18 protein-coding genes and 1 pseudogene are annotated in these 22336 nt (G+C 59.0%); 9 read left to right on the top strand and 10 right to left on the bottom strand.

The genetic code is table 11. The annotated features are described in order from the left end of the window. Positions 1 to 167 precede the first annotated feature (167 nt). Complete coding sequence (locus tag AABC73_RS18345) at positions 168 to 1199, top strand: quinone-dependent dihydroorotate dehydrogenase (protein ID WP_341520395.1); 1032 nt, start codon at positions 168 to 170, stop codon at positions 1197 to 1199. 109 nt (positions 1200 to 1308) lie between these two features. Here the strand turns inward: AABC73_RS18345 and AABC73_RS18340 are convergent, their stop codons facing one another. Then, on the bottom strand, positions 1309 to 1524 hold the full coding sequence (locus AABC73_RS18340) for a ribosome modulation factor (protein ID WP_002553055.1): 216 nt from the start codon (positions 1522 to 1524) through the stop codon (positions 1309 to 1311). A 594-nt stretch (positions 1525 to 2118) separates the two neighbouring features. Between AABC73_RS18340 and rlmKL the strand changes: the two genes are divergently transcribed. Both rlmKL and AABC73_RS18330 read left to right on the top strand, forming a co-directional pair. Further along, on the top strand, positions 2119 to 4389 hold the full coding sequence (gene rlmKL / locus AABC73_RS18335; RefSeq protein WP_341520394.1) for a bifunctional 23S rRNA (guanine(2069)-N(7))-methyltransferase RlmK/23S rRNA (guanine(2445)-N(2))-methyltransferase RlmL: 2271 nt from the start codon (positions 2119 to 2121) through the stop codon (positions 4387 to 4389). A 135-nt stretch (positions 4390 to 4524) separates the two neighbouring features. Continuing rightward, positions 4525 to 6528 (top strand): diguanylate cyclase, encoded by a 2004-nt coding sequence (locus tag AABC73_RS18330; RefSeq protein ID WP_341520393.1) that lies wholly within the window; start codon positions 4525 to 4527, stop codon positions 6526 to 6528. A gap of 42 nt (positions 6529 to 6570) precedes the next feature. On the opposite strand, the gene dacB is transcribed toward AABC73_RS18330, so the two are convergent. Next, positions 6571 to 8040 (bottom strand): D-alanyl-D-alanine carboxypeptidase/D-alanyl-D-alanine-endopeptidase, encoded by a 1470-nt coding sequence (gene dacB, locus AABC73_RS18325; protein ID WP_341520392.1) that lies wholly within the window; start codon positions 8038 to 8040, stop codon positions 6571 to 6573. 314 nt (positions 8041 to 8354) lie between these two features. Between dacB and AABC73_RS18320 the strand changes: the two genes are divergently transcribed. Next, positions 8355 to 8699 carry a YggL family protein gene (locus AABC73_RS18320; RefSeq protein WP_341520391.1) on the top strand — a complete coding sequence of 115 codons (345 nt, stop codon included), beginning with the start codon at positions 8355 to 8357 and terminating at the stop codon, positions 8697 to 8699. 72 nt (positions 8700 to 8771) lie between these two features. On the opposite strand, the pseudogene AABC73_RS18315 reads toward AABC73_RS18320, so the two are convergent. The 8 genes and pseudogenes from AABC73_RS18315 to AABC73_RS18280 form a co-directional block, all read right to left on the bottom strand. Next, a pseudogene (locus AABC73_RS18315) lies at positions 8772 to 12445 on the bottom strand (transporter substrate-binding domain-containing protein). A gap of 8 nt (positions 12446 to 12453) precedes the next feature. Beyond that, entirely contained in the window at positions 12454 to 13080 is a 627-nt protein-coding gene (locus AABC73_RS18310; RefSeq protein ID WP_341520390.1) for a response regulator transcription factor, read from the bottom strand. A 327-nt stretch (positions 13081 to 13407) separates the two neighbouring features. Further along, the gene (locus tag AABC73_RS18305; RefSeq protein WP_341520389.1) at positions 13408 to 13806 is read right to left on the bottom strand and encodes a response regulator; all 399 of its coding nucleotides are present in this window, start codon (positions 13804 to 13806) and stop codon (positions 13408 to 13410) included. 295 nt (positions 13807 to 14101) lie between these two features. Beyond that, positions 14102 to 15433 carry a deoxyguanosinetriphosphate triphosphohydrolase gene (locus AABC73_RS18300; RefSeq protein WP_341520388.1) on the bottom strand — a complete coding sequence of 444 codons (1332 nt, stop codon included), beginning with the start codon at positions 15431 to 15433 and terminating at the stop codon, positions 14102 to 14104. A 76-nt stretch (positions 15434 to 15509) separates the two neighbouring features. After that, positions 15510 to 16673: an EAL domain-containing protein gene (locus AABC73_RS18295; RefSeq protein ID WP_341520387.1), complete on the bottom strand. Its 1164-nt coding sequence runs from the start codon at positions 16671 to 16673 to the stop codon at positions 15510 to 15512. A gap of 157 nt (positions 16674 to 16830) precedes the next feature. After that, complete coding sequence (locus AABC73_RS18290) at positions 16831 to 17172, bottom strand: hypothetical protein (RefSeq protein WP_341520386.1); 342 nt, start codon at positions 17170 to 17172, stop codon at positions 16831 to 16833. Further along, positions 17169 to 17558: a phage holin family protein gene (locus tag AABC73_RS18285; RefSeq protein ID WP_020290144.1), complete on the bottom strand. Its 390-nt coding sequence runs from the start codon at positions 17556 to 17558 to the stop codon at positions 17169 to 17171. Before AABC73_RS18285 ends, AABC73_RS18290 begins: the two co-directional genes overlap by 4 nt. A gap of 5 nt (positions 17559 to 17563) precedes the next feature. Then, complete coding sequence (locus AABC73_RS18280) at positions 17564 to 17878, bottom strand: YqjD family protein (protein ID WP_341520385.1); 315 nt, start codon at positions 17876 to 17878, stop codon at positions 17564 to 17566. Between the two features lie 351 nt (positions 17879 to 18229). Between AABC73_RS18280 and AABC73_RS18275 the strand changes: the two genes are divergently transcribed. From AABC73_RS18275 to AABC73_RS18255, 5 genes are all read left to right on the top strand, one after another. Beyond that, positions 18230 to 19438 carry an ammonium transporter gene (locus AABC73_RS18275; protein WP_341520384.1) on the top strand — a complete coding sequence of 403 codons (1209 nt, stop codon included), beginning with the start codon at positions 18230 to 18232 and terminating at the stop codon, positions 19436 to 19438. A gap of 116 nt (positions 19439 to 19554) precedes the next feature. Further along, on the top strand, positions 19555 to 20175 hold the full coding sequence (locus tag AABC73_RS18270; RefSeq protein WP_341520383.1) for a hypothetical protein: 621 nt from the start codon (positions 19555 to 19557) through the stop codon (positions 20173 to 20175). A gap of 98 nt (positions 20176 to 20273) precedes the next feature. Beyond that, positions 20274 to 20513: a glutaredoxin family protein gene (locus AABC73_RS18265; RefSeq protein ID WP_341520382.1), complete on the top strand. Its 240-nt coding sequence runs from the start codon at positions 20274 to 20276 to the stop codon at positions 20511 to 20513. A gap of 275 nt (positions 20514 to 20788) precedes the next feature. Then, the gene (gene sodC / locus AABC73_RS18260) at positions 20789 to 21310 is read left to right on the top strand and encodes a superoxide dismutase [Cu-Zn] SodC (protein ID WP_341520381.1); all 522 of its coding nucleotides are present in this window, start codon (positions 20789 to 20791) and stop codon (positions 21308 to 21310) included. 74 nt (positions 21311 to 21384) lie between these two features. Then, positions 21385 to 22275: a pseudouridine synthase gene (locus tag AABC73_RS18255; RefSeq protein WP_341520380.1), complete on the top strand. Its 891-nt coding sequence runs from the start codon at positions 21385 to 21387 to the stop codon at positions 22273 to 22275. Positions 22276 to 22336 lie beyond the last annotated feature (61 nt).

Genomic DNA, 22336 nt, shown 5'->3' with positions numbered 1-22336 from the left:
TCCACCGTTGGAACGCGTGCTGATGACTGTTCCAAGCAAGCGATATGCCAGCCCGGGCGAGCGCTGCGACGTCATGCTGTTAAAAGCTGATCGCATGCCTCGCGCGCGCGCGCCCAGACGTCTATAATCGCCGCCCTGAATTCAGCTTCGACGAGTCGCGCCCGCCCATGTATAACCTGGCCCGCCAGTTACTGTTCAAACTTTCCCCGGAAGCCTCCCATGACCTGTCGCTGGACCTGATTGGTGCTGGCGGACGCCTGGGGCTCAACCGCTTGCTGAGCAAGACGCCTGCGCGCCTGCCGGTGACTGTCATGGGCCTGGAATTTCCCAATCCGGTCGGGCTGGCGGCAGGGCTGGACAAGAACGGCGCGGCCATCGACGGTTTCGCCCAGCTGGGTTTCGGCTTTGTCGAGATCGGCACAGTCACGCCGCGTCCGCAGCCGGGCAATCCGAAACCACGGATTTTCCGCCTGCCGCACGCCGAGGCGATCATCAATCGCATGGGCTTCAACAATCTGGGCGTCGATCATCTGATCAGCCGGGTTCAGGCGGCGAAATACACCGGTATCCTGGGCATCAATATCGGCAAGAATTTCGATACGCCGGTCGAGCGCGCCGTGGATGACTATCTGATTTGCCTGGACAAGGTCTATGCCCACGCCAGTTACGTCACGGTCAATGTCAGCTCGCCCAACACGCCGGGGCTGCGCAGCCTGCAGTTCGGCGATTCGCTCAAGCAACTGCTGGAAGCCTTGAGCATCCGTCAGCAGGCGCTGACCCAGTTGCATGGCAAGCGCGTGCCGTTGGCGATCAAGATCGCTCCGGACATGACCGATGAAGAAACCGTGCTGGTTGCCGCCGCGCTGATCGAATCCGGCATGGACGCCGTCATCGCCACCAACACCACACTCAGCCGCCAGGGCGTTGAAGGCTTGCCTCATGGCGACGAAGCGGGCGGGTTGTCAGGTGCGCCGGTACGCGAGAAGAGCACGCATACGGTGAAGATCCTCGCTGGCGAACTGGCCGGGCGTCTGCCGATCATCGCTGCGGGCGGCATCACCGAAGGCAGGCACGCGGCTGAGAAAATCGCCGCCGGTGCCAGTCTGGTGCAGATCTACTCCGGCTTTATCTATAAAGGCCCGGCGCTGATTCGCCAATCGGTGGACGCCATCGCGGCAATGCCCAAACGTCAGGCATAAAAAAAGGGGCTCCTGAGGAGCCCCTGGGCTTTCGCCCCGCGCCCGGATGGGACGCGCCTGGTTAGGTCATTTTTTCAGAGATTTGCTGGACTGGTCGGAAGTTACCTGATTACCCGACCGCGTGAAGTTCGTTGAGTCTGTGGATTCCCGCAGTGCCGGTCATACCGTCCCAGTTGTCGCCGCGTCCTTCTCGCCAACCATTTATCCACGCTTGGCGTACTGACGGTAGAGTAAAAGGGCAAAGCTCACGGGATTTTCCATGAACGCCATATTGGTATCCGCGTAAAAATGCTCTTTCCAACGGATCACGCTTAAGTCTTCTCATAGGGTGTTGCCCTCGTTTGTTGACTGTAATGTCCCTGGGACCTCGTGCTGAGGTCGGGCAGAAAATTTCTGCCGTTGGTGCCCGCTGCCGGCGTCGCGGGCTTGGTGTCGTTACCATTGCAGTAACAACCTGAGATGAGTTCTAACCAATGGATTGGGCGCTGTGAATGATCGTTTTGTCATAAGCACGTAACATTTGTGACCTCAGAGACATAAGCCCTCAGGTGTTTCAAACTTGATATTTTCTACAAGCCCGCAATGTCGAGGGTTTCGGCGCAAGCTGAGACAGGTTCTCAAGTGCGGGTGATGGCTGAATGCATTCAAAGGCTTTTCGACGAAGGGTCACGATGTGACTTTTTATTACGGCAGCTGTCATGCTGAATGGGTGCATTTGAGCCCAGTGTCTTTTGGCCATTGCGGGCTGAAGGCAGACAAACTGAATTCAAGGTAAAACTGCCGCACTGACGTCATAACCTCATGCGGTGGACCGGCACAATGTGTGTGCCACGCAGGCGTTCTCCAAGAAAGACGCTTGTTTTAAATCTGGTAGGGCAATGCGTTGCCCGCCGCTTATGGCTACGGCCCTGGAATATTCATGTCCGAACGTTACGAACTTTTCCTCACGTGCCCAAAAGGCCTCGAAGGCCTGCTGTCTGAGGAAGCCACTGCGCTTGGCCTTGAGGAGACCCGGGAACACACCTCGGCCATCCGTGGCGTCGCTACCATGGAAACCGCCTACCGGTTATGCCTGTGGTCGCGCCTGGCCAACCGTGTGCTGCTGGTGCTCAAGCGCTTCCCGATGAAAGACGCCGAAGACCTGTATCACGGCGTGCTGGATATCGACTGGCAGGACCACCTTGAAGCCGATGGTTCGCTGGCGGTGGAGTTCAGCGGTAACGGTTCGGGCATTGATAACACCCACTTTGGCGCCCTGAAGGTCAAGGACGCCATCGTCGACAAATTGCGTACGCCGGATGGCCTGCGGCCTTCGGTCGACAAGCTCAATCCCGATCTGCGCGTGCATTTGCGCCTGGATCGCGGCGAAGCCATCCTGTCCCTGGACTTGTCTGGTCACAGCCTGCACCAGCGTGGCTATCGCTTGCAGCAAGGCGCCGCCCCCCTCAAGGAAAACCTTGCAGCAGCAATCCTGATCCGTGCCGGCTGGCCGCGCATTGCCGCTGAAGGTGGCGCGCTGGCTGACCCAATGTGCGGCGTGGGCACCTTCCTGGTGGAAGCGGCCATGATGGCTGCCGACATTGCGCCCAACCTCAAGCGCGAGCGTTGGGGTTTTTCGGCATGGCTGGGGCACGTCCCGGCGCTGTGGACCAAGTTGCATGATGATGCAGTGGCTCGGGCACAGGCCGGTCTGGCCAAGCCGCCGCTGTGGATTCGCGGCTATGAAGCTGACCCGCGCCTGATCCAGCCGGGGCGTAACAACATCGAACGCGCTGGCCTGAGTGACTGGATCAAGGTCTATCAGGGCGAAGTCGCCACCTTCGAGCCGCGCCCGGACCAGAACCAGAAAGGCCTGGTGATCTGCAACCCTCCATACGGCGAGCGTCTGGGTGATGAGGCAAGCCTGCTTTATCTTTACCAGAACCTCGGTGAACGTCTGCGTCAGGCTTGCCTGAACTGGGAGGCCGCGGTATTTACCGGCGCTCCGGATCTGGGCAAACGCATGGGCATTCGCAGCCACAAGCAATACGCCTTCTGGAACGGCGCCTTGCCGTGCAAGCTGCTGTTGATCAAAGTGCTTCCTGACCAGTTTGTCACCGGCGAGCGGCGCACGGCCGAACAGCGCCAGATCGAGCGTGAACAGGTCGAGCCCGAGGACACCAGCGCGCTGGAAGCGCCGGGCAAATACGAGAAGTACAACAAGAACGGCAACCCGATCAAACCGGTTCCAGTGGTGGTCGAGCAGCCGCGCTTGAGCGAAGGCGGGCAGATGTTCGCCAACCGCTTGCAGAAGAACCTCAAGCTGTTGGGCAAATGGGTTCGTCGCGAAGGGATCGATTGCTATCGCGTCTACGATGCCGACATGCCGGAATACTCGCTGGCCATCGACCTGTACCACGACTGGGTTCACGTGCAGGAATACGCCGCGCCCAAGTCCATCGACCCGGAGAAAGCCTCGGCGCGCCTGTTCGATGCGCTGGCGGCCATTCCCCAGGCGCTGAATATCGACAAGAGCCGCGTGGTGATCAAGCGTCGCGAACGCCAGAGCGGCACCAAGCAGTACGAGCGGCAAAGTGCCCAGGGCCAGTTCCGGGAAGTCAGCGAAGGTGGCGTCAAGTTGCTGGTGAACCTCACGGATTACCTGGACACCGGCCTGTTCCTCGACCACCGCCCGATGCGTATGCGTATCCAGCGTGAAGCGGCGGGCAAGCGTTTCCTCAATCTGTATGCCTACACCGCAACGGCCAGCGTGCATGCGGCCAAGGGCGGCGCGCGCAGCACCACCAGCGTTGACCTGTCCAAGACGTATCTGGACTGGGCGCGTCGCAATCTGTCGCTGAATGGCTTCTCTGACAAGAACCGTCTGGAACAGGGTGATGTGATGGCGTGGCTGGAAGCGTGCCGTGAGGAATACGACCTGATCTTCATTGATCCGCCGACGTTCTCCAACTCCAAGCGCATGGAAGGGATCTTCGACGTGCAACGTGATCAGGTGCAGTTGCTCGATCTGGCTATGGCGCGTCTTGCACCCGGCGGCGTGCTGTATTTCTCCAACAACTTCCGCAAGTTCGTGCTCGATGAAAACCTCGGCGAGCGTTATGCCGTGGAAGAAATCACCGCCCAGACCGTGGACCCGGACTTCGCTCGCAACAGCAAGATCCACCGCGCCTGGAAAATCATGGCTCGCTAAGCGCGAGCAATGTGCATTGCGTACCCATCCATCGTACGCAATGCGATTTCAGACTAGGCAAATTAGTGGCGAATAGCTATAACAGAACCACGATCAGCATGATCCCTCACTGTGCTGGCGCCGCGAGTTTTGCGTATGCCGTCCAATCCTGTACGCCGGAAGATTCTTGGCTTTATCAGCGAGCAGGCCTCACCTTGGGTCGTTGCACTAACGGCCCTGGTTTTGGGGGCGGTGTTGACGATCATCCTCGCCCTCGCCAATTATGAACTCTACAAGCGCCAGCTGATCCAGCGCTTCGGCCTGTTGGCCAATGAGCATTTCAGTCGCATTCAGGAACGCCTGGACGGCCAGGCTTATCGCCTGGACAGCCTGCGGCGTTTCTTTGTCTTTTCCGATCAGATCAGCCGTGCCGAATTTAACGGTTTTGCTGCGCCATTGCTGACCGGCACCCAGGCCTACTCGTGGGCGCCGAGGGTCGTCGAGTCCGAGCGCGAGCCTTTCGAGCGTCAGGCGGTGACCGAAGGCTTGAACGGTTTCAGCGTGCGGGAGCTGGACGCTGCGGGCGGGCTGCAGAAAGCTGCGCAAAGGGCGGAATATTTCCCGGTACTCTTCACTCAGTCACGCAGCACATTGCCATTGCCGCTGGGTTTCGACATTGCCTCCGAACAGGTGCGCCACCAGGCGCTGGAGCGGGGACGTCAGCTGGGCACCATGGTCGCGACTCCCCGCCTGCACCTGGTGGGTCTGGAGCCCATCAACGCCACCGGGATTCTGTTGCTGTCTCCGGTGCTGGTGGGAGACGCGAGATTTTCGGCCCGGGCAGAGGATGTAACCGGCTTTGTCATGGCCGTGATCAGCCTGAGCGCCCTGATGACCGACGGCTTGCCGACCCAGGAAAACCTCGCCGTGACCCTGCGCGACCTGGCCGCGCCCGACCCGTCGGAGCCGTTGTATCAGTCGCCCACGGCGGCCGCCGAGTCTGATTTGCGGGTCAGCACGTTGTTGACTCTGGCCGATCGCAACTACCTGCTGGAGATCCGTCCAACCGCGATTTTCCTTAACAGTAATCCATCGCAGAGGGTCAACGTGATCCTGTTGGGCGGTTTGCTGAGCGTGATGCTCAGCGCGTTGCTTTACAGCCTCGTCGGCCAGCGGCAACGCGCGCTGCGTCTGGTGGACCAGCGGACCTCGGAGCTGCGCCAGCGCGAGCAGCAATTGCGCGGCACCCACGGCCAGCTGCGCAATGTGCTCAACGCCGCAACCGAGGTGGCAATCATTGCCACCGACCTGAATGGTGTGATCAGTACCTTTAATGTCGGCGCTCAGAAAATGCTCGGTTACACCCATGACGAGGTGGTGGGGCGCTTCACGCTGAGGGATTTACAGGTGACGGCGGAGCTTGAAGCGCATGCCCAGCGCCTGAGTGTCGGGTATGGCACGCAGGTTTCAGCGGGCGAAGCGCTCTTTGTCGAAGCCAGCCAGGAGAGCATCCATCAGTCTCGGGAATGGACCTTCGTGCGGCGCGACAGCAGCACATTGTCAGTCAATATGCTGGTCACGGCTGTGCGGGACGAGCAAGGTCAGTGGGTCGGCTATCTGGCGGTCTGTATTGATATCACCGAGCGCAAGCGGGTCGAGGAAGAGTTGCGCAGGTTGGCGGTAACGGATTCGCTGACCGGAGCCTTTAACCGTCGCTATTTCCAGGAACGCTTCGCGGTCGAGCTAGGCCGGGTCCAGGGTAATGGCGGAGAACTGTCGGTGATCATGCTGGATGTCGATCATTTCAAAAGGATCAATGACCAGCTTGGGCATGCCATGGGCGATTGGGCGTTGCAGGCCATTTCACAGCGCATCAGTCTGCGGCTGCGTAGCAATGATGTGTTCTGCCGGTTGGGTGGGGAAGAGTTCATGGTGCTCTGTCCTGGCACCGATGCCGTTCAGGCTTACCAACTGGCGCTCGATCTGTGGCGTGAGCTGCGCAGTCAGCCGGTCGATGGTGTTGGTGTCATTACCGCGAGTTTCGGCGTTGCTGGCTGGCGCGAAGGGGAAGGCGACGATGCGTTGTTGCTGCGCGTGGATTCGCGGGTCTACGCAGCCAAGCAGGCGGGGCGGGATCGGGTCGAGCCGGACCTGCTTTAAGACGTCAGCAAAGGGGCCTGTCTTGCGACAAGCCCCTGTTGCTTACTGCTGCTGAATCGAAACGGTGGTGTTGGCCAGCTTCGGCTGGCGGTACAACTCGACCAGCACTTCATCAAGCACTGACGATGCGCCCCATGGGCGCGGATCATTGAGGATGGCTACCACCGCCCAGGTATTGCCGTTGCTGTCGCGGCTGAAGCCGGCAATGGCGCGAACCGTGTTCAACGTACCGGTCTTGATATGCGCCTCGCCCAGCAGCGGCGTACGCTTGAGACGCTTGCGCATGGTGCCATCCATACCGGCCAGCGGCATCGAACTCATGAACTCGGCGGCATACGGGCTGCGCCATGCGGCTTGCAAAATGATCGCCATTTCACGCGCGCTGACGCGTTCTGCACGGGACAGGCCCGAACCGTTTTCCATGACCAGGTGTGGCGCGGTGATGCCTTTTTTTGCCAGCCACTGGCGGATCACCCGTTGCGCGGCCTTGGCGTCATCGCCATCGGCTTCGTTGCGATATTCTGAACCCAGGCTCAGGAACAACTGCTGCGCCATGGTGTTGTTACTGAATTTATTGATGTCGCGAATGATTTCCGTGAGGTCTGGCGAGAATGCCTTGGCCAGCAGTTTTGCGCTGCCCGGTACCACATCGACGCGGTCCTTGCCGAGGATGCTGCCGCCCAGTTCCTGCCAGATCGCGCGTACAGCGCCTGCTGCGTAGGTCGGGTGGTCGAGCAGTGACAGATAGGTCTGGGAGTTGCAGCCATCGCCCAGTTGCCCGCTGACGGTGACCACGACCGTTCCGTCCGCCTGCGGGATCGGGCTGTAACGCACTTCGCCGGCGCATTGCTTGGAGGCTACGGCCTTGACCTGATTTTCCACGCGGATGCTGGCGATTGGCGGTTCGACCGACACGAGAATCTTGCCGCCGTCGTTGCGGGTGATGAAGCGCAGGGCCTTGAGGTTGATCATCAACGAGTCGGGTTTGACAAGGAACGGCTTGTTCTTGTCGTTGCCATCATCGTCGAACACCGGCAGCTGTGGCTGCACGAAATGGCTGCGGTCCAGAACCAGATCACCGGTCACCTGCTGGACGCCATTGGCGCGCAGATCGCGCATCAGCAGCCAGAGCTTTTCCATGTTGAGCTTGGGGTCGCCGCCGCCCTTAAGGTAAAGGTTGCCGTGCAGCACACCGTTGGTCAGGGTGCCGTCGGTGAAGAACTCGGTCCTCCATTGATGGGTCGGGCCGAGCATTTCCAGCGCGGCATAGGTGGTGATCAACTTCATGGTCGACGCCGGGTTGACCGATACGTCGGCGTTGAAAACCGTCGGATTGCCGGGGCCGTTAAGCGGCAACATCACCAGTGACAAGGCATCGTCGCCCAGCTTGCTGGCTTTCAGGGCTTGCTGAACCTTGGGCGGCAGCGTGGTGTTGATCACCGCAGCCTGAGCAGGCAGTTCCAGTGGCAGCAAAAGGGCGAAAAAAAACAGAGGACGCAAAGACTTGATCATTCAATAAGACCCTACTGCAAAGAGGGGGAGAAATAAGAGGGCATGGATGGATTCCCTCGACAAAATAAAAAACAAGTAGCTGGCGCAGGCGGTTGGCGGAAAAAGTCCGTCTGGCGATCGAATAGACGGCATTATGCCCCAACCAGCGGTGACTTGTGCTCCGGCGCGAGCGTCTCGGCCGCTATTTTTTATCAGCGGCTTACCGAGGTCCCAAGGCGGCTTATCGGCAATAATGCAGTCGAGGCGCGTTAGGCGGGCAATTGGCCGCTCAAACTGCTAAAGTGCCGCCCGATATTACTTATGAGGATTGTTCAATGGCCACTAACCGTTCCCGCCGTCTGCGCAAAAAACTGTGCGTAGATGAATTCCAGGAGCTGGGTTTTGAGCTGAACCTGGACTTCAAGGAAGATCTGGACGACGAGGCGATCGATGCATTCCTCGACGCTTTCCTGACTGAAGCCATGGACGCTAATGGCCTGGACTATGTTGGCGGTGATGACTTCGGTCTGGTTTGCCTGGCCAACCGTGGCTCGGTCACCGAAGAGCAGCGTGCTGTTGTTGAAGCATGGCTGAAAGCTCGCAGCGAATTGACGGCCGTCACTGTCAGCCCGCTGATCGACGCTTGGCATCCGGAAACGCCGATCAACCCGGTAGCCTGATGTTTCGAGGAGGCAGGCCACGCGCCTGCCTCCTTGTTCTACTGCGTTTCCCTTCCGGTTGTAGATCCCCGTCTAGTTGTAAATCCCCTCGTTACCCCCATTGCGGTTGCCCGACTCCTCTGTCTGATGGAGCGCGTTGCGCAAGGCTGTCTCCAGAACACTCATCGCCGCGACCAAGGCTGCCTGGCACGCCTCAATAACCTCTATGGGTTCGACTTCGCCACAGGCATCTTCCAGCGCTTCACATCTGTCGATGACCTGAGCAGCCCGGATGATCCGCGCCGCGCCCTTGATCTTGTGTGCCATCTGACGAATATCGGCCTGATTCGCCGCTGCCTTCAGACCGGTGAGTTCCTCGCGGTCCTGTTCGCAGCTGAGCAGCAGTTGCGCCAATAGCCGCTGAACGCTATCGGGACGATCACCGGTCAACAGGCTGACGCTACCCATATCGAACACTTCGGGAGCTGATATCTCGGGGCGCTGCCGCGCGCGAGGCTGGAGCTTGTCCAGTCGCTCGTTGAGCGCCTTGAGGCTGATGGGCTTGAACAGGCAGTCGTCCATGCCCGCATCCCGACAGCGCTGCTTCTCTTCCGGTTGAGCATTTGCGGTAAAGCCCCATATCGTGCAGCGCTGGCGCCCTTCATCCTGTTCATGGTTACGGATGGCGCGAGTCAGGTCGTAGCCATTCATCACCGGCATGTTGCAGTCAGCGATCACCAGATCGAACTGTCCGGGCAACCAAAGCTCAAGGCCCTGGGCACCGTGTTCGGCAGTCGAGCAGTGATGACCGAGAAATTCGAGCTGCTGACACAGGAGCATGCAGTTGGCTGGATGATCGTCAACGATGAGAATATCCAGCGCAGTCGTTTCCCGAGGTGGTGCTTCCTTTGCCGGCGCAGCGATTTCCAGCGGCTCCAGAGTCGTCAGATCAAAAGTCATGTGGATTTGCGTGCCGCAGCCGGGCGCGCTGTTGAGGGTCAAGGTGCCGCCCATCATTTCGCACAGGTGCCGGCAGATCACCAGCCCCAGTCCGGCGCCGGTGCGTGCCTGCTGACCGGTGTTTTCCGCCTGGGCGAAAGGCTCGAACAGCCGCTGCTGATCCTCTGCACTGATGCCGATGCCGCTGTCCTGGATCAGCACATGCAGCCGCAGTTGTTGCGGGTCCGGGCTGATATCGGTCTGCAGGCTGATTTTCACCTGACCCTGCTCGGTGAATTTGATCGCGTTGCTGATGAGATTGGACAGAATCTGTTTGAAGCGCAGCGGATCGATCAGGACATCGGTGTTGATGCCGGGGTCCAGATCAAGCAACAGGCCCAGGCTCTTTTGCCGGGCAAGGCCATCGAAGACGCGAAACACCGATTCGACCAGCTGACGCAGATTTGCCCGCTCCGGACTCAGGGTCAGGCGTCCGGACTCGATGCGCGCGATATCCAGGATGTCACCGATAAGCTCCAGCAGATCCTTGGCCGAGCCGTAGGCCACCTCGATGGCCGGCCGATCCAGCTGACCCTGGTCGGCTCGACGCAGGGCCAGTTCGAGCATGCCGATCACGGCGTTCATTGGGGTGCGTATTTCATGGCTCATGGTCGCCAGAAAGGTGCTCTTGGCGCGGTTGGCGTCATCGGCCTGATCCTTGGCGGTGCGAAGCTCCTCGATCAACTGACGGCGCTCGCTGATGTCGATCCAGCCACCGATGACGCCCTGGACTTCACCCAGCGAATCACGAAACGGAAGGATCCAGTGATAGATCGTCAGGTGTCGGTCGCCGATATGCAGCGTGCGGTCGAGGATCAGTGGCGTGCTGCTGGCCATCACCCGTTTGTAGTCGGCGGCATATTCGTGGGCTTCGTCGACATCACTGAGAATGCCCTCGGTGACGGTTTTGTTGAGGATGTCCTCGCGCCGCGCCGAAAACGCTTCCAGATAGCTGTCGTTGCACATGCGCAGCAGTCCTTCGCGGTCGCGCACATAGATGGGATTCGGAGTGCCGTTGACCAGGGCGCTCATGAACTCAAATTGATCGCTGAGCGCACGCTCGGCCCGTTCGCGCTGTTTGATCTGGCGCCGCATGTAGGCATTCCAGGCCAGTGAGCCGAGCAACAACAGTCCGGCCCCGATTAGGATCTGATAGATCTGGCGCTGATAGTCGTGCCAGTTGCCTCCGGCCGGCGTATATGAGCGCCAGCGGTTGTTGATCACCGCCAGATCCTGCGGGGCGATGCTCGACAGCGCCTTGTCGAGAATGGCGCTCAGTTCAGTAGCCTTGCGCGAGGTGGCCATTGAGATCAGCGCCGGCTCATTGCCGACGGTCGCCGTCATTTGCAGGCGGTCCTCGAATACGCCGGAAGAAAGAAAATAATTGGCGATCAGCAACGAGGTGATCGCGCCTTCGACTCGACCCTGGGCAAGCATGTCCAGTGCCTGGAAAGGATTGTCCACTTCGATGGGCACGATCTCCGGGTAATTGTCCCGCAGGTAAGCCGTAAGCGGGCTGCCCACGTTGATCGCCACTCGTTTGCCGTTGAGTTGCTCAAGTCGGGGCGGATTGTCTGGCCATTTGCGCGTCACCAGAACAAATGAGTTATCGACGTAAGGACGACTGAAGCTGAACTGGTCTTCGCGCTCTTCACTGGGGATCAGCGCACCGATCATGTCGGCCTGACCCTGGCTGACCCGGTTGAGCATGTCCGACAAGCTTTGCGACCGGCTGACTTCGAAGCGCAGCCCGGTGCGCAGGCGCACCAGTTCCAGCAGGTCAGCGGTGATGCCTCGGAAGTTGCCGTTGGCATCGAAGAACGTCAGCGGTGCGTAGGATTCATTGATCACAAGGCGCACGGTGGGGTGTTGTGCGATCCAGCGCTCCTCACGCTGGGTCAACTGCAGTTTCTGATCGGTCAACATCAGATCGTCTGCCCCCCAGCGCCGGGAAATGGCGATGCGCTCATCGACACTGATGGACTTGAGGGTCTGATTGATTACGTGCAACAACGGCGTACCGTCGTTGCGTACTGCAAAGCTGAAACATTGGCTTCATGCTTGCCGAAATTGGCCATCTGCACGTTATTCAGATAGCCCTTGTTGATCAGATACTGGGTGGAAATGGTATCGCCGAGAAAGACGTCGGCCTGATTGAACGCAACGGCGTTGATTGCGCTCTGAAACGACGGGTAGGTCGTCAATGTGGCCCCCGGGTAGAGGGCCGTGACGCTGGGTTCCGGCAGATAGTGATAGACCATGCTCAGGCGCATGCCCTCAAGGCCCTGGTTCAGTGCGCGTGTCTCGCCGACGCGCGTCACCAGAACCGGCTGATCCACTGCATAAGGTGTCGAAAGCTTGAGACTGCCGTCGATTGCTTCGAAGCCGTTTGCGCTGCCGAGCAGATCGATCCTGCCTTCCTTCAGGGCAGTGATGGCCGAAGCTCTGGAATCAAAGCGCTGGACCTTGAAGGGCAGGTCCAGCGCTACGGAGATGATGCCGGCGTAGTCGGCGGTGAAGCCCTCGTACTCTCGACCTGACTGGGTCAGATCGAAAGGCGGGTAGTCAGGGGCAGAAGTGCCGAGGATCAACTCGCGCTTTTCGTGTACCCACTGCCACTGCGCCTTGTCCAGCTTGACGTCCATGTGTCCGGGACTGGAGCGACTCAGCAGGCGATAGGATTCGCCGTCAGCCGGAATCGCCTGGGCGCTCCAACTAACGCAGACACAGGTGACCAGTATCAAATAATGTTTAATGCGCGTGGACATCCGGTCCCTCACACGAGCGCGTTGCGTTTTGCCATCTCGATAAGTTCTACCAAGGTTTTAACCCTGAGCTTTTGCATCAGGCGTGTTTTGTAAGTGCTTACGGTCTTATTGCTGAGAAACATTCCCTTGGCGATTTCTTTATTTGTGCGCCCCTGAGCGAACAGCTGCAATACCATCAATTCGCGATCATTGACCAACTTGAACAGTTCGATTTCGCTGGGCTGGCCATTTTCGCCAGTCGCTTTGGTCAGCGCCTGGCTCGGGAAGTAATTGTAGCCGGATAAAACCGCTTTCACCGAGCTGAGCAGTTCACTGAGGTCTTCCTGTTTGCAGACATTGCCTGCGGCACCCGATTGCATGCACCGGATGGCGAACAGGCTGGGGGTCTGCGAAGTCAGGACCAGAATCTTCGAATGCAGACCCATGGCATTGAACCGGGCCAGCACTTCCAGGCCGTCGAGCTTGGGGATGCTGATGTCGAGGATGATCAGATCCGGCATGCATTCGCGGACCATCTGCATGGCATCCACACCGTTATCGGTTTCACCCACCACTTGGTAATTTTCGTTTTCCAGGAGCATTCGAACGGCGAGGCGAATAACCGGGTGATCGTCGATGATAAATACTGAGTTCATGATTCAATCCATACAAGCTGCGAAGAAAGCGCGCACCTTAGCTCAGATGTTCAAGCAGGCCCATGAACAGACTGCGCTGCAGGGTATATATAGGAAATGTCCTACAACAATTAAAGTATCGGAGTACGAGAACGCCCATTTTTCGTGGTGTTAGTGTTTAAATTATCAACGGCATATTGTGAGAATTCAGTTATAAAAAAGCGCGTTGTTTATTTCGGTTAGGAAATTTCCTGCAAACTAAAGGCTGTTTACCTACATCATTCATTGGTTGATTTCATCGCTATTTAGTTATCTCTCCGCTGCTGTCTCATTCGGCGCCTGGCTCGATCATGCGTCGGGGATGGGGACATCAAGCATGCGGCACAGATCCGGGCCGTGCAGGGGTTTGCTCAGGCAGCCCAATAGTGGAAGGCCGCGCTCATGTGCCATCTGTTCGAGTGTGTGCAACTGGCTGTCGCCCAGTCCGCTGAGGAGTATCGCGCGGCGGACGAAGCCTCGTTTGTGGGCCCGTTCAATCAGGTCGAACCCCTGGAAGTCCGGCAGACCCTGGTCGCAAAGCAGCAGGTCGTAGGGTTTGGGAGTGCGCGTCATGGCGTCCAGTGCCTCGGTGGCTGTCAGGACCGGGGTCAGCAGGAAATACCCCTGATTGTTGAGCAGGATCTGCGTGGCGATCAGTTGAAATGGATGATCCTCCACCAGCAGGATGCGCAAGTTGTGTTTAAACATGGGAGGAGCTTCCGGCAACGTGCTGGCGCAACGCGGATGCGGATCGAGGCGGACCGGCAGCCTTCGAACGGCATCGGCGGTGGCTATTGGACTAATGGGTGATGTGCCAGTAGTGGCAATCAAAGTGGCGGGATTATTGGGCAGTGCCAGCACCCAAGCGATAGGACCTTTCTGATATGTGCGTAGGGCATTTCCGAAGTTTCGATACGCATCCCGCGCGCTCTGGTGCGGAAATGCTGCGAGTGGATGCCATCCCGGCGTTTGGCAACGCGTGGGACGGCATCCCTTCGGTGCCTTACATGGGGCTCGAACGCCCGGTCATCTCCCTGGCCATTTCACTGGCGTAGCTGTCGGTCATCCCGGCGATGAAGTCGATCATGCGCAGGAATGATGCGTGCAGTGGCGCATGTGGGTCGGGGGCGCTGTTGCCCATCAGGTCGAGAATGCGACGATGCTTGAACGACGGCGTGCGCCCGCCGAACTGTTCCACTGCTGCGCCGCAAAACGCGTTGAGGAGAATCTCGAGGGTGGTGTAGGCGCCGATCTCGTGCAGGGTCTTGCGCTTGTCCTGGAAGATCTTCTTGCGCGCCATGTCCTTGGCATCGAGCACACAGCGCTTTGCCGGGCCATGCATGTGTTCGACCAGATCGCCACTAAGCGTGCCGGCCAGCAGCGCGTCCTGTTGCTCGACGAATGCCCGCGCGGCAGCGTTGGTCAGGTGTTCGATGGCCTTGCCGCGCAGAATGGCCAGTTTGCGCCGCCGCGAGTCGTCCGGGCCGAGCTGACGATAGGTGTCCGGCAAATCATCGCCCACCAGGCTCAGCAGCAGACCCTCGACTTCGGCATAGTCCAGCAGGTCCATCTCCAGCCCGTCTTCCAGATCGATCAGGGCATAGCAGATGTCATCGGCGGCTTCCATCAGGTACACCAACGGATGGCGCGCCCAGCGTTGTTCCTCAAGTTGCGGCAAGCCCAGTTTGTGGGCGATCTGTTCGAGGATCGGCAGCTCGCTCTGATAGCAGCCGAACTTGTGTTTTTTGTAGCCGAGGGAGTCGGCATGTCGCGCGGTCCAGGGGTATTTCAGGTACGTGCCCAGCGTTGCGTAGGTCAGGCGTGTGCCACCGTCAAACTGGTGATATTCCAGTTGGGTCAGGACCCGAAAACCCTGGGCATTGCCCTCAAAGTTGAGAAAGTCATCGCGCTCGACTGCGCTCATTGCATCCAGCCAGCCGCGCCCGGCTGCCTGATTGAACCAGTTGCGAATCGCATCCTCGCCAGAGTGGCCAAACGGCGGATTGCCGATATCGTGGGCCAGGCAGGCCGACTGGATGACCATGCCCAGGTCACCTGGGTCACACCAGTCGGGAAGGGCGCTACGCAAGGTTTCACCGACACGCATGCCCAGCGAGCGACCGACGCAGCTGACTTCCAGCGAATGGGTCAGGCGGGTATGGATATGGTCGTTGCTCGATACCGGATGCACCTGTGTCTTGCGTCCGAGGCGGCGAAACGCGCCGGAGAAGATGATCCGGTCGTGATCCTTGTGAAAAGGACTGCGCCCCAACTCTTCGGGGCTGTGCAGGGTTTTGCCAAGACGTTCGCGGTTGAGCAGGGTTTGCCAGTCCAAGGCTCGCACTCCATAGATTAAGTGCGCCTAGCTTCCCGTTTCACGACGCTGACAGCAAGCGGCTGGTGGTATTGGTTTACATTCCTGCCGCATCCACATCAATGAGCAGCAGGCGCTGACCATTATCGAAGAACTGGCCCGCAGTCAGGCAATACTGATTGCTGGTAGCGTCGCGGTAAGTGTTCGACAGGCTCAGGCGTCGTTCATGCCATCCTTCAGCCAGCAAGTGGTAGAAGTAGGGGCGCCATGACCAGTTATGCCCCAGGTATCTGGCGTCCGAGTGCCAGGCCCCGTTGCGCCATTCGAGGTTCGGCGTGAGTTGCGTTCCGTGGCGGTCACATTGATAGAAACGCAGCAGCCAGGGGTAGTCGAGCAGTTTTGGCAACTCGCTGACCGGGCTCTGGTTTTCCTCCCAGCGCTGCAGGATCGACATCAAGGTGGTCAGTTGCTGGCGCAGGCTCATCAGCCTGGCGCGCTCGGCCACTTTACGCAGCACATAACGATCCCGTAATTCGGCGAATTGCGCGACAAATGCATCCGCCCGGAAGAACTCCAGCTCGCCCTGGGCGAAGAGAAAGCCCTGCACGTAGCGCGAGCCGCACTCCAGGGCAAAATGCAGTTCCGCCTCGGTTTCAACACCTTCGGCGATGATCCAGCAGCCGGTTTTCTCGGCCATCTGCGCCAGGGCTTTGACCACGTCACTGCTCGGCCCTCCGCGCGCGGCAGCCTGGAACAGGCGCATGTCGAGCTTGAGGATGTCCGGCTGCAAGGCCAGCACGCGGTCCAGTTGCGAATAGCCTGCACCGAAATCATCAATGGCGATCCTCGCACCCGCTTCACGGTAACGGCTGACAACCTCAGCAAGGCGTTGACTATTGCCGCCCAGCTCGGTGATTTCGAACACGATTCTTTCCGGCGCAATGCCGTGCTTTTTCAGTTGTTTGAGGCTGGGCAGCGCCTGATCGGGTCTTAGGCGACTGATCCATCGGGGGGAAATGTTCAGGCTCAGGAACCAGTCATCCGGCGCTTCATGGAGCCGACTCAGCGCGTTGTCGCGGATGATTCGGTCCAGGCGCCGCAACTCGGTGCCGGGCATTCTCGGATCGGCGAACAGCGGGCCGACTGACGTCAGTCGATTATCGCTCTGACGCAAGCGGCCCAAGGCTTCAACACCAGCAATACGGCCAGTAGCGGTATCGATGAACGGCTGAAAGCAGGCAAGTGGTTGCCCATCGATCACATGGCCTCCTTAGTAGAGTTGAACGCTGGAAAAAGTTTTTGTCGCACAAACAAAAAGCGTCCACCCAAGGCAGAGCCTTGAATGGACGCTTCAGTACCTGTTGCAAGCCTGTTGCAAGAATGCAGCCAAACAGGTGCAGTCCGGGGTCAAGATGCCATCAGTGCTTGCGCGGTGGTCCCTGTAGAGCGAGGCGGATGACGGGCAGCAGGCTGACGCCCAGCTTCACGATCCGACTGAAGCCACCGCTACGACCGCTTTTGGCGCCTTTGCCGCTGAGGAAACCCAGCAGCGTCACAACACCCATACCCCAGAGCGGCGCATGCTTGATGCCCAGCGTGCCCTGCCAGTTGTGCGTCATGCCACGCATTCGCCGTAGCGGCTGCATCAGCTGAGTGGATTCCTGGCGGATCTCCTGGCGATGCATTTCCATGCGCAGGCGTATCAGGGCTTTTTGCAGTTCACGGCGAGTATGCTTTTGATGGGATTCTGGCACGCTCATGGCATCAATCGCTCACGGTCATTGGCCAACTCTTCGAGGGTCGCGTTGAATGGCGAGGACTCGTCGAATATGGCGGCTTTTAAACGCATCGCACAAAATAGCGCGGCCAGGGTGTAGAACACGCAGAGGCCGATGATGCCGGCCAGCCTATAGCTGTCCCACAGCACAATCAGCAACAAGGCCGAGAGCCCGGTCAATAACAGCAGTGCGAAAACCAGCGCAAGGCCGGCAAACAGCAGGAGGCTCAAGGTGCGAGCTTTCTGTTCCTGTAGTTCTATGCCGAACAGCTCGACGTGGCTGTGCAGCAAGCCCAGGAATGCCGCGCCCAATCGCCGTGGCGATGAGGTTTGGTCCTGTTCAGGACCGGATTCCGTTCCCAAAGCCATAGCCGTTAGCGCCTTGTCGCCAGCAGACCGATCAGGAAACCAACGCCGGCAGCGATGCCGACCGATTGCCATGGATTGGTCTGGACATAATCTTCGGTGGCCACGACTGCAGCCTGACCGCGCGCGCGCAGCGACTCTTCAGTAACTTTGAGAGTCTCACGCGCTTTCAACAAACTTTCCTGAATCTGCCCACGCAATTCGTCTGCCTGTTCGCCTGCCAGTGAGGCGGTATGGCTAAGCAGCTTTTCCGTGTCTGCGACCAGGATTTGGAAGTCGTTCAGCAAAATTTCCTGGGCATTCTGTGCTGTTTGGCGGGACATAGTGTTCTCCGTTCAGTGGCGTATGGATGTTTCGAGTCCGACGAATTGCGGAAGGTTCATTTCAATTGCAAGGTGATCCGCATGTGGCGATTGGTACAGCTTTTGCTTCTTGCTGGTGCGCCATCCGCACCATTGCGCCGACTAAGAGCACAAGGGCAGCGGAAGTGGCTAAAACCGGTATTTTCTTCCTAAAAACTCCCTGGGAAATCCTGAACCGCGCGTCAGGCATATCGATGACGCGCCAAAGCAGGTCGCGAGACTTGCGGCGGTACAGAGCTGCTGAACCACTTCAGTGCGTCATCTGATATATCGCGCTGTTTTGGTGCCTTTCCGGCTTGCAGGCCTGCCTTGATGGATAACTTACAAAGCGCCGTTGACACATTGGTCCACAGCTCCAATACCCTGTTTCTGCTGCTGGGTGCGGTCATGGTACTGGCCATGCACGCCGGTTTTGCATTCCTGGAAGTCGGCACTGTCCGACACAAAAACCAGGTCAATGCGCTGGCGAAAATCCTCAGTGACTTCGCGGTCTCGACCCTTGCCTATTTCTTTATAGGCTACTGGATCTCCTACGGCGTGAGCTTTCTGCAGCCGGCGGCAGTGCTCAGTGCCGACCACGGCTATGTGCTGGTGAAATTCTTCTTTCTGTTGACGTTCGCTGCGGCTATTCCGGCGATCATTTCCGGAGGCATCGCCGAGCGTGCACGGTTTGCGCCGCAGCTGTGTGCCACGGTGCTGATCGTGGCGTTCATCTATCCGTTCTTTGAAGGAATGGTCTGGAACGGTAATTTCGGCCTGCAACGTTGGCTGGCCTCGTCCTTTGGCGCGAGTTTCCATGATTTCGCCGGTTCTGTCGTGGTTCATGCCATGGGCGGCTGGTTGGCGCTGGCTGCGGTGTTGCTGCTCGGGCCGCGTAACGGGCGTTATCGGGAAGGGCGTCTGGTGGCTTATCCACCTTCGAGCATCCCGTTTCTGGCGCTTGGGTCGTGGATTCTGATTGTCGGCTGGTTCGGTTTCAACGTCATGAGCGCCCAGACCTTGCAAGGCGTCAGCGGGCTGGTGGCGGTCAATTCACTGATGGCCATGGTCGGCGGCACGGTCGCGGCATTGATTGTCGGGCGTAACGACCCAGGCTTTTTGCATAACGGCCCCTTGGCCGGGTTGGTGGCAATCTGCGCGGGTTCGGACCTGATGCACCCGGTGGGCGCATTGATCACCGGCGTTATCGCTGGCGCATTGTTCGTCTGGTGTTTCACCGCAGCACAGGTGCGCTGGAAAATCGACGACGTGTTGGGCGTGTGGCCGTTGCATGGTCTGTGCGGCGTCTGGGGCGGTATCGCCTGTGGCATCTTCGGCCAGACAGCATTCGGCGGGTTGGGCGGCGTGAGCTTGATCAGCCAGTTGATCGGTACCGGGCTCGGTGTGCTGGTGGCGCTGCTCGGTGGCTTCGCCGTGTACGGCGCGATCAAGCTGATCATTGGTCTGCGGCTGACCCAGGAACAGGAGTATTACGGTGCCGACCTGTCGATCCACAAGATCGGCGCAGTGAGTCAGGACTGAGACCCCATCGTCGGGAGCGAGAGCGCACACTGCCAGTGTGAAAATCTGCTGGCAGGACAGGCGGGCGTTCTGCTCTTATAGGCGTCCATGCACGCCACTGCGGGGAACACTTCACGATGAATCTCCATACCCTTACACCCTACGGTGGCATCACCGTCATGCTGCCTGCCGTATTGGTGATTACCGCGTGGCTCTGGACGACACGTTCGCACCGCTCGGCGATGTTGTGGGTCGCAACGGTGGTGGTGGCGTATTCAATTGTGATTACCAGCAAGATCCTGTTCAAGGGCTGGGGTGTGGCCATCGAAAGCCTGGGTATTTACGTATTCAGCGGCCATGCGATGAATACCTGCCTGGTGCTCATTGTTGGCTTGAGTCTGTTGGCTCGGCAGGTGCACCAGGCTTTGCGCTGGCCGGCAGCGGCGCTGGGATTGGCCTTGGGCTGGGCATTCAGCATTTTTTGTGTGGCGTCTTTCATCCATCCATTGCCGGAAGCGATTGCCGGCGCCCTGGTGGGTTCGCTCGCGGCCTTGGTGTTTCTGCTCGGGCTGGAAAATATCCGCCCCGGGCGAATCCCGTCCTCCGCACTGGTGGCCGGATTGCTCTTGATTGCCTTCAGTTCGACCACGACCAAATACACCGCCGAGTCGCTGCTGGATCGTATTTCGATGAAAATGTCCGGCGCCGACGCGGCATTCCGGGCACCGGACTGGCGTACTCCGGCCGTACCTTTGTAAACGAGCTGATTCAGCTTTTGATAGTGATGTTCACAGCTCGACGCCTATGGCTCGCGAGCCTAAAATAATCGCCCGTTTCCCCGCTTGAGGGCCTTGCCATGCCTCCGGAATGCCAGCTATTCGGTACCTTGGGTTGCCACCTATGCGAAGTCGCTGAAGCCGAGTTGTTGCCGCTGGTCGAGCATGGTTTGCTGGTTGAGCTGGTGGACATCGGCGAACACGCAAGGCTGATCGACGATTACGCTCTGCGCATTCCCGTCCTGCGGCGCGTGGATACCGGCGCAGAGCTGGACTGGCCGTTCGATGCCGAGCAGATCGTGACGTTTTTGCGCAAGTGAGCGCTGAAAGGGCAGCATGATCCGTAGGACCGGCTTTAGCCGGGAGGGCGCTCTCCCGGCTAAAGCCAGTCCTACAAGGGATTGTTGGCTTGCTTTAGTGTTGCAAGACATGAAATCGGACGACCAGACTTTGACCTGGCGGGCCAGGTTCCCTAGGCTTCGAAAACCTTTGACGGGTGAGAGCAGGAAAAAACGCAGTACACCTTTCATCTGCGCAGCGAAACGCCTGGCGTTTTTTCCTGCCATCCCCACGTCTCGAACGAACTGGAGAACTGATGAAATCTTATCTATGGCTTGGCTTGATGGGCGCGGTATCCCTTAACAGTGCTTTCGCCGAAACCCGCTCGGTACCCATGAACCTGGTCAGCGCGACCGACGCGCCTCAGCCGATCGGCGAGGTCTTCATCAGCGAAACGCCCTACGGCCTGTTATTCACGCCCAATCTGAAATCACTGCCCGCCGGAGTGCATGGCTTTCATGTGCATGCCAACGCCAGTTGCGAAGCTGCCATGAAGGACGGGGTCAAGGTTGCCGCCGAGGCTGCGGGCGGCCACTTCGATCCGGGCAAGACCGGCAAGCACCTGGGGCCTTACGCCGAAGGGCATCTGGGCGATCTTCCGGCAATCTACGTCAGCGCAGACGGCATGGCGACATACCCGGTTCTGGCGCCTCGCTTGAAAAAACTCTCCCAGGTCAAGGATCACGCACTGATGATCCATGCCGGTGCCGATAACCATGCGGATGTGCCCAAGCCTTTGGGCGGCGGGGGCGAGCGCATGGCCTGCGGGGTGATCTGATCCACGCGTCGGCACGCTGGGTTCTACGCCTGGCTTGAGCGATAATGCCGCGCCAGTCAACCAAGAGGCCGCGCATGTCCGATCCCGTTTTTTCTGCCGCCGACAGTCAGGCCAGCACGCTCTATCTGCCTCCGGGCTCATGGACAACGGTGCTGGATTGTCTGTGTGCACACTTCAAGGCCATCAGCCGCGAGCAATGGCTGGATCGCATGGCGCGCGGCCGGGTGCTGGATGCTCAGGGCGCGCCGATTGCGCCCGCTCTGGCGTACCGTGAAGGCTTGCGGATTCACTATTTTCGCGAAGTGCCCAACGAAACGCCGATCCCGGTTGTGGAGTCGATTCTGTACGCCGACGAGCATCTGGTGGTGGCGGACAAACCGCACTTTTTACCGGTGACGCCGGCCGGTGAATACGTCGAGCAAACGCTGTTGCGCCGCCTGATCCGGCGTCTGGACAATCCGGATCTGGTGCCGCTGCATCGTATTGATCGGCACACCGCAGGCCTGGTGCTGTTTTCCACCAACAAGCAGACGCGCTCGGCTTATCAGTCGCTGTTTCCCACGCGCAAGATCGACAAACGCTACGAAGCTATCGCCGCGGCCTTGCCTGGCGTGGATTTCCCCCTGCTGCACAAGACTCGACTCATCGAGGGCGAACCGTTCTTCCGCATGCAGGAAGGCCCGGGTGCCAGCAATACCGAAACCCGGATTGAAGTCTGCGAACAAAATGGTGATCTGTGGCGCTATGGGCTTTATCCGGTGACGGGCAAGAAGCATCAGTTGCGGGTGCACATGGCGGCGCTGGGGGCCGGGATCTGCAACGATCCGTTTTATCCCGAGGTCATCAAGGATGCCGTGGACGATTACACGCGACCGCTGAAACTTCTGGCGCAAGGCCTGCGTTTCATTGATCCACTGAGCGGCGAACCGCGATCGTTCGAAAGTCAGATCAAGCTGGGCTGGTAGTCAAACTGCAGGCGCAAAAAACCCGCACCAGGCGGGTTTTTCAGCATCTGGGTCACGTCGT

Origin of the sequence: Pseudomonas sp. G.S.17 (genome assembly GCF_038096165.1) — a bacterium.
Classification (GTDB): domain Bacteria; phylum Pseudomonadota; class Gammaproteobacteria; order Pseudomonadales; family Pseudomonadaceae; genus Aquipseudomonas.
The sequence above is the reverse complement of the archived record's forward strand: the minus strand, read 5'-3'. Positions and strand labels throughout refer to the sequence as shown.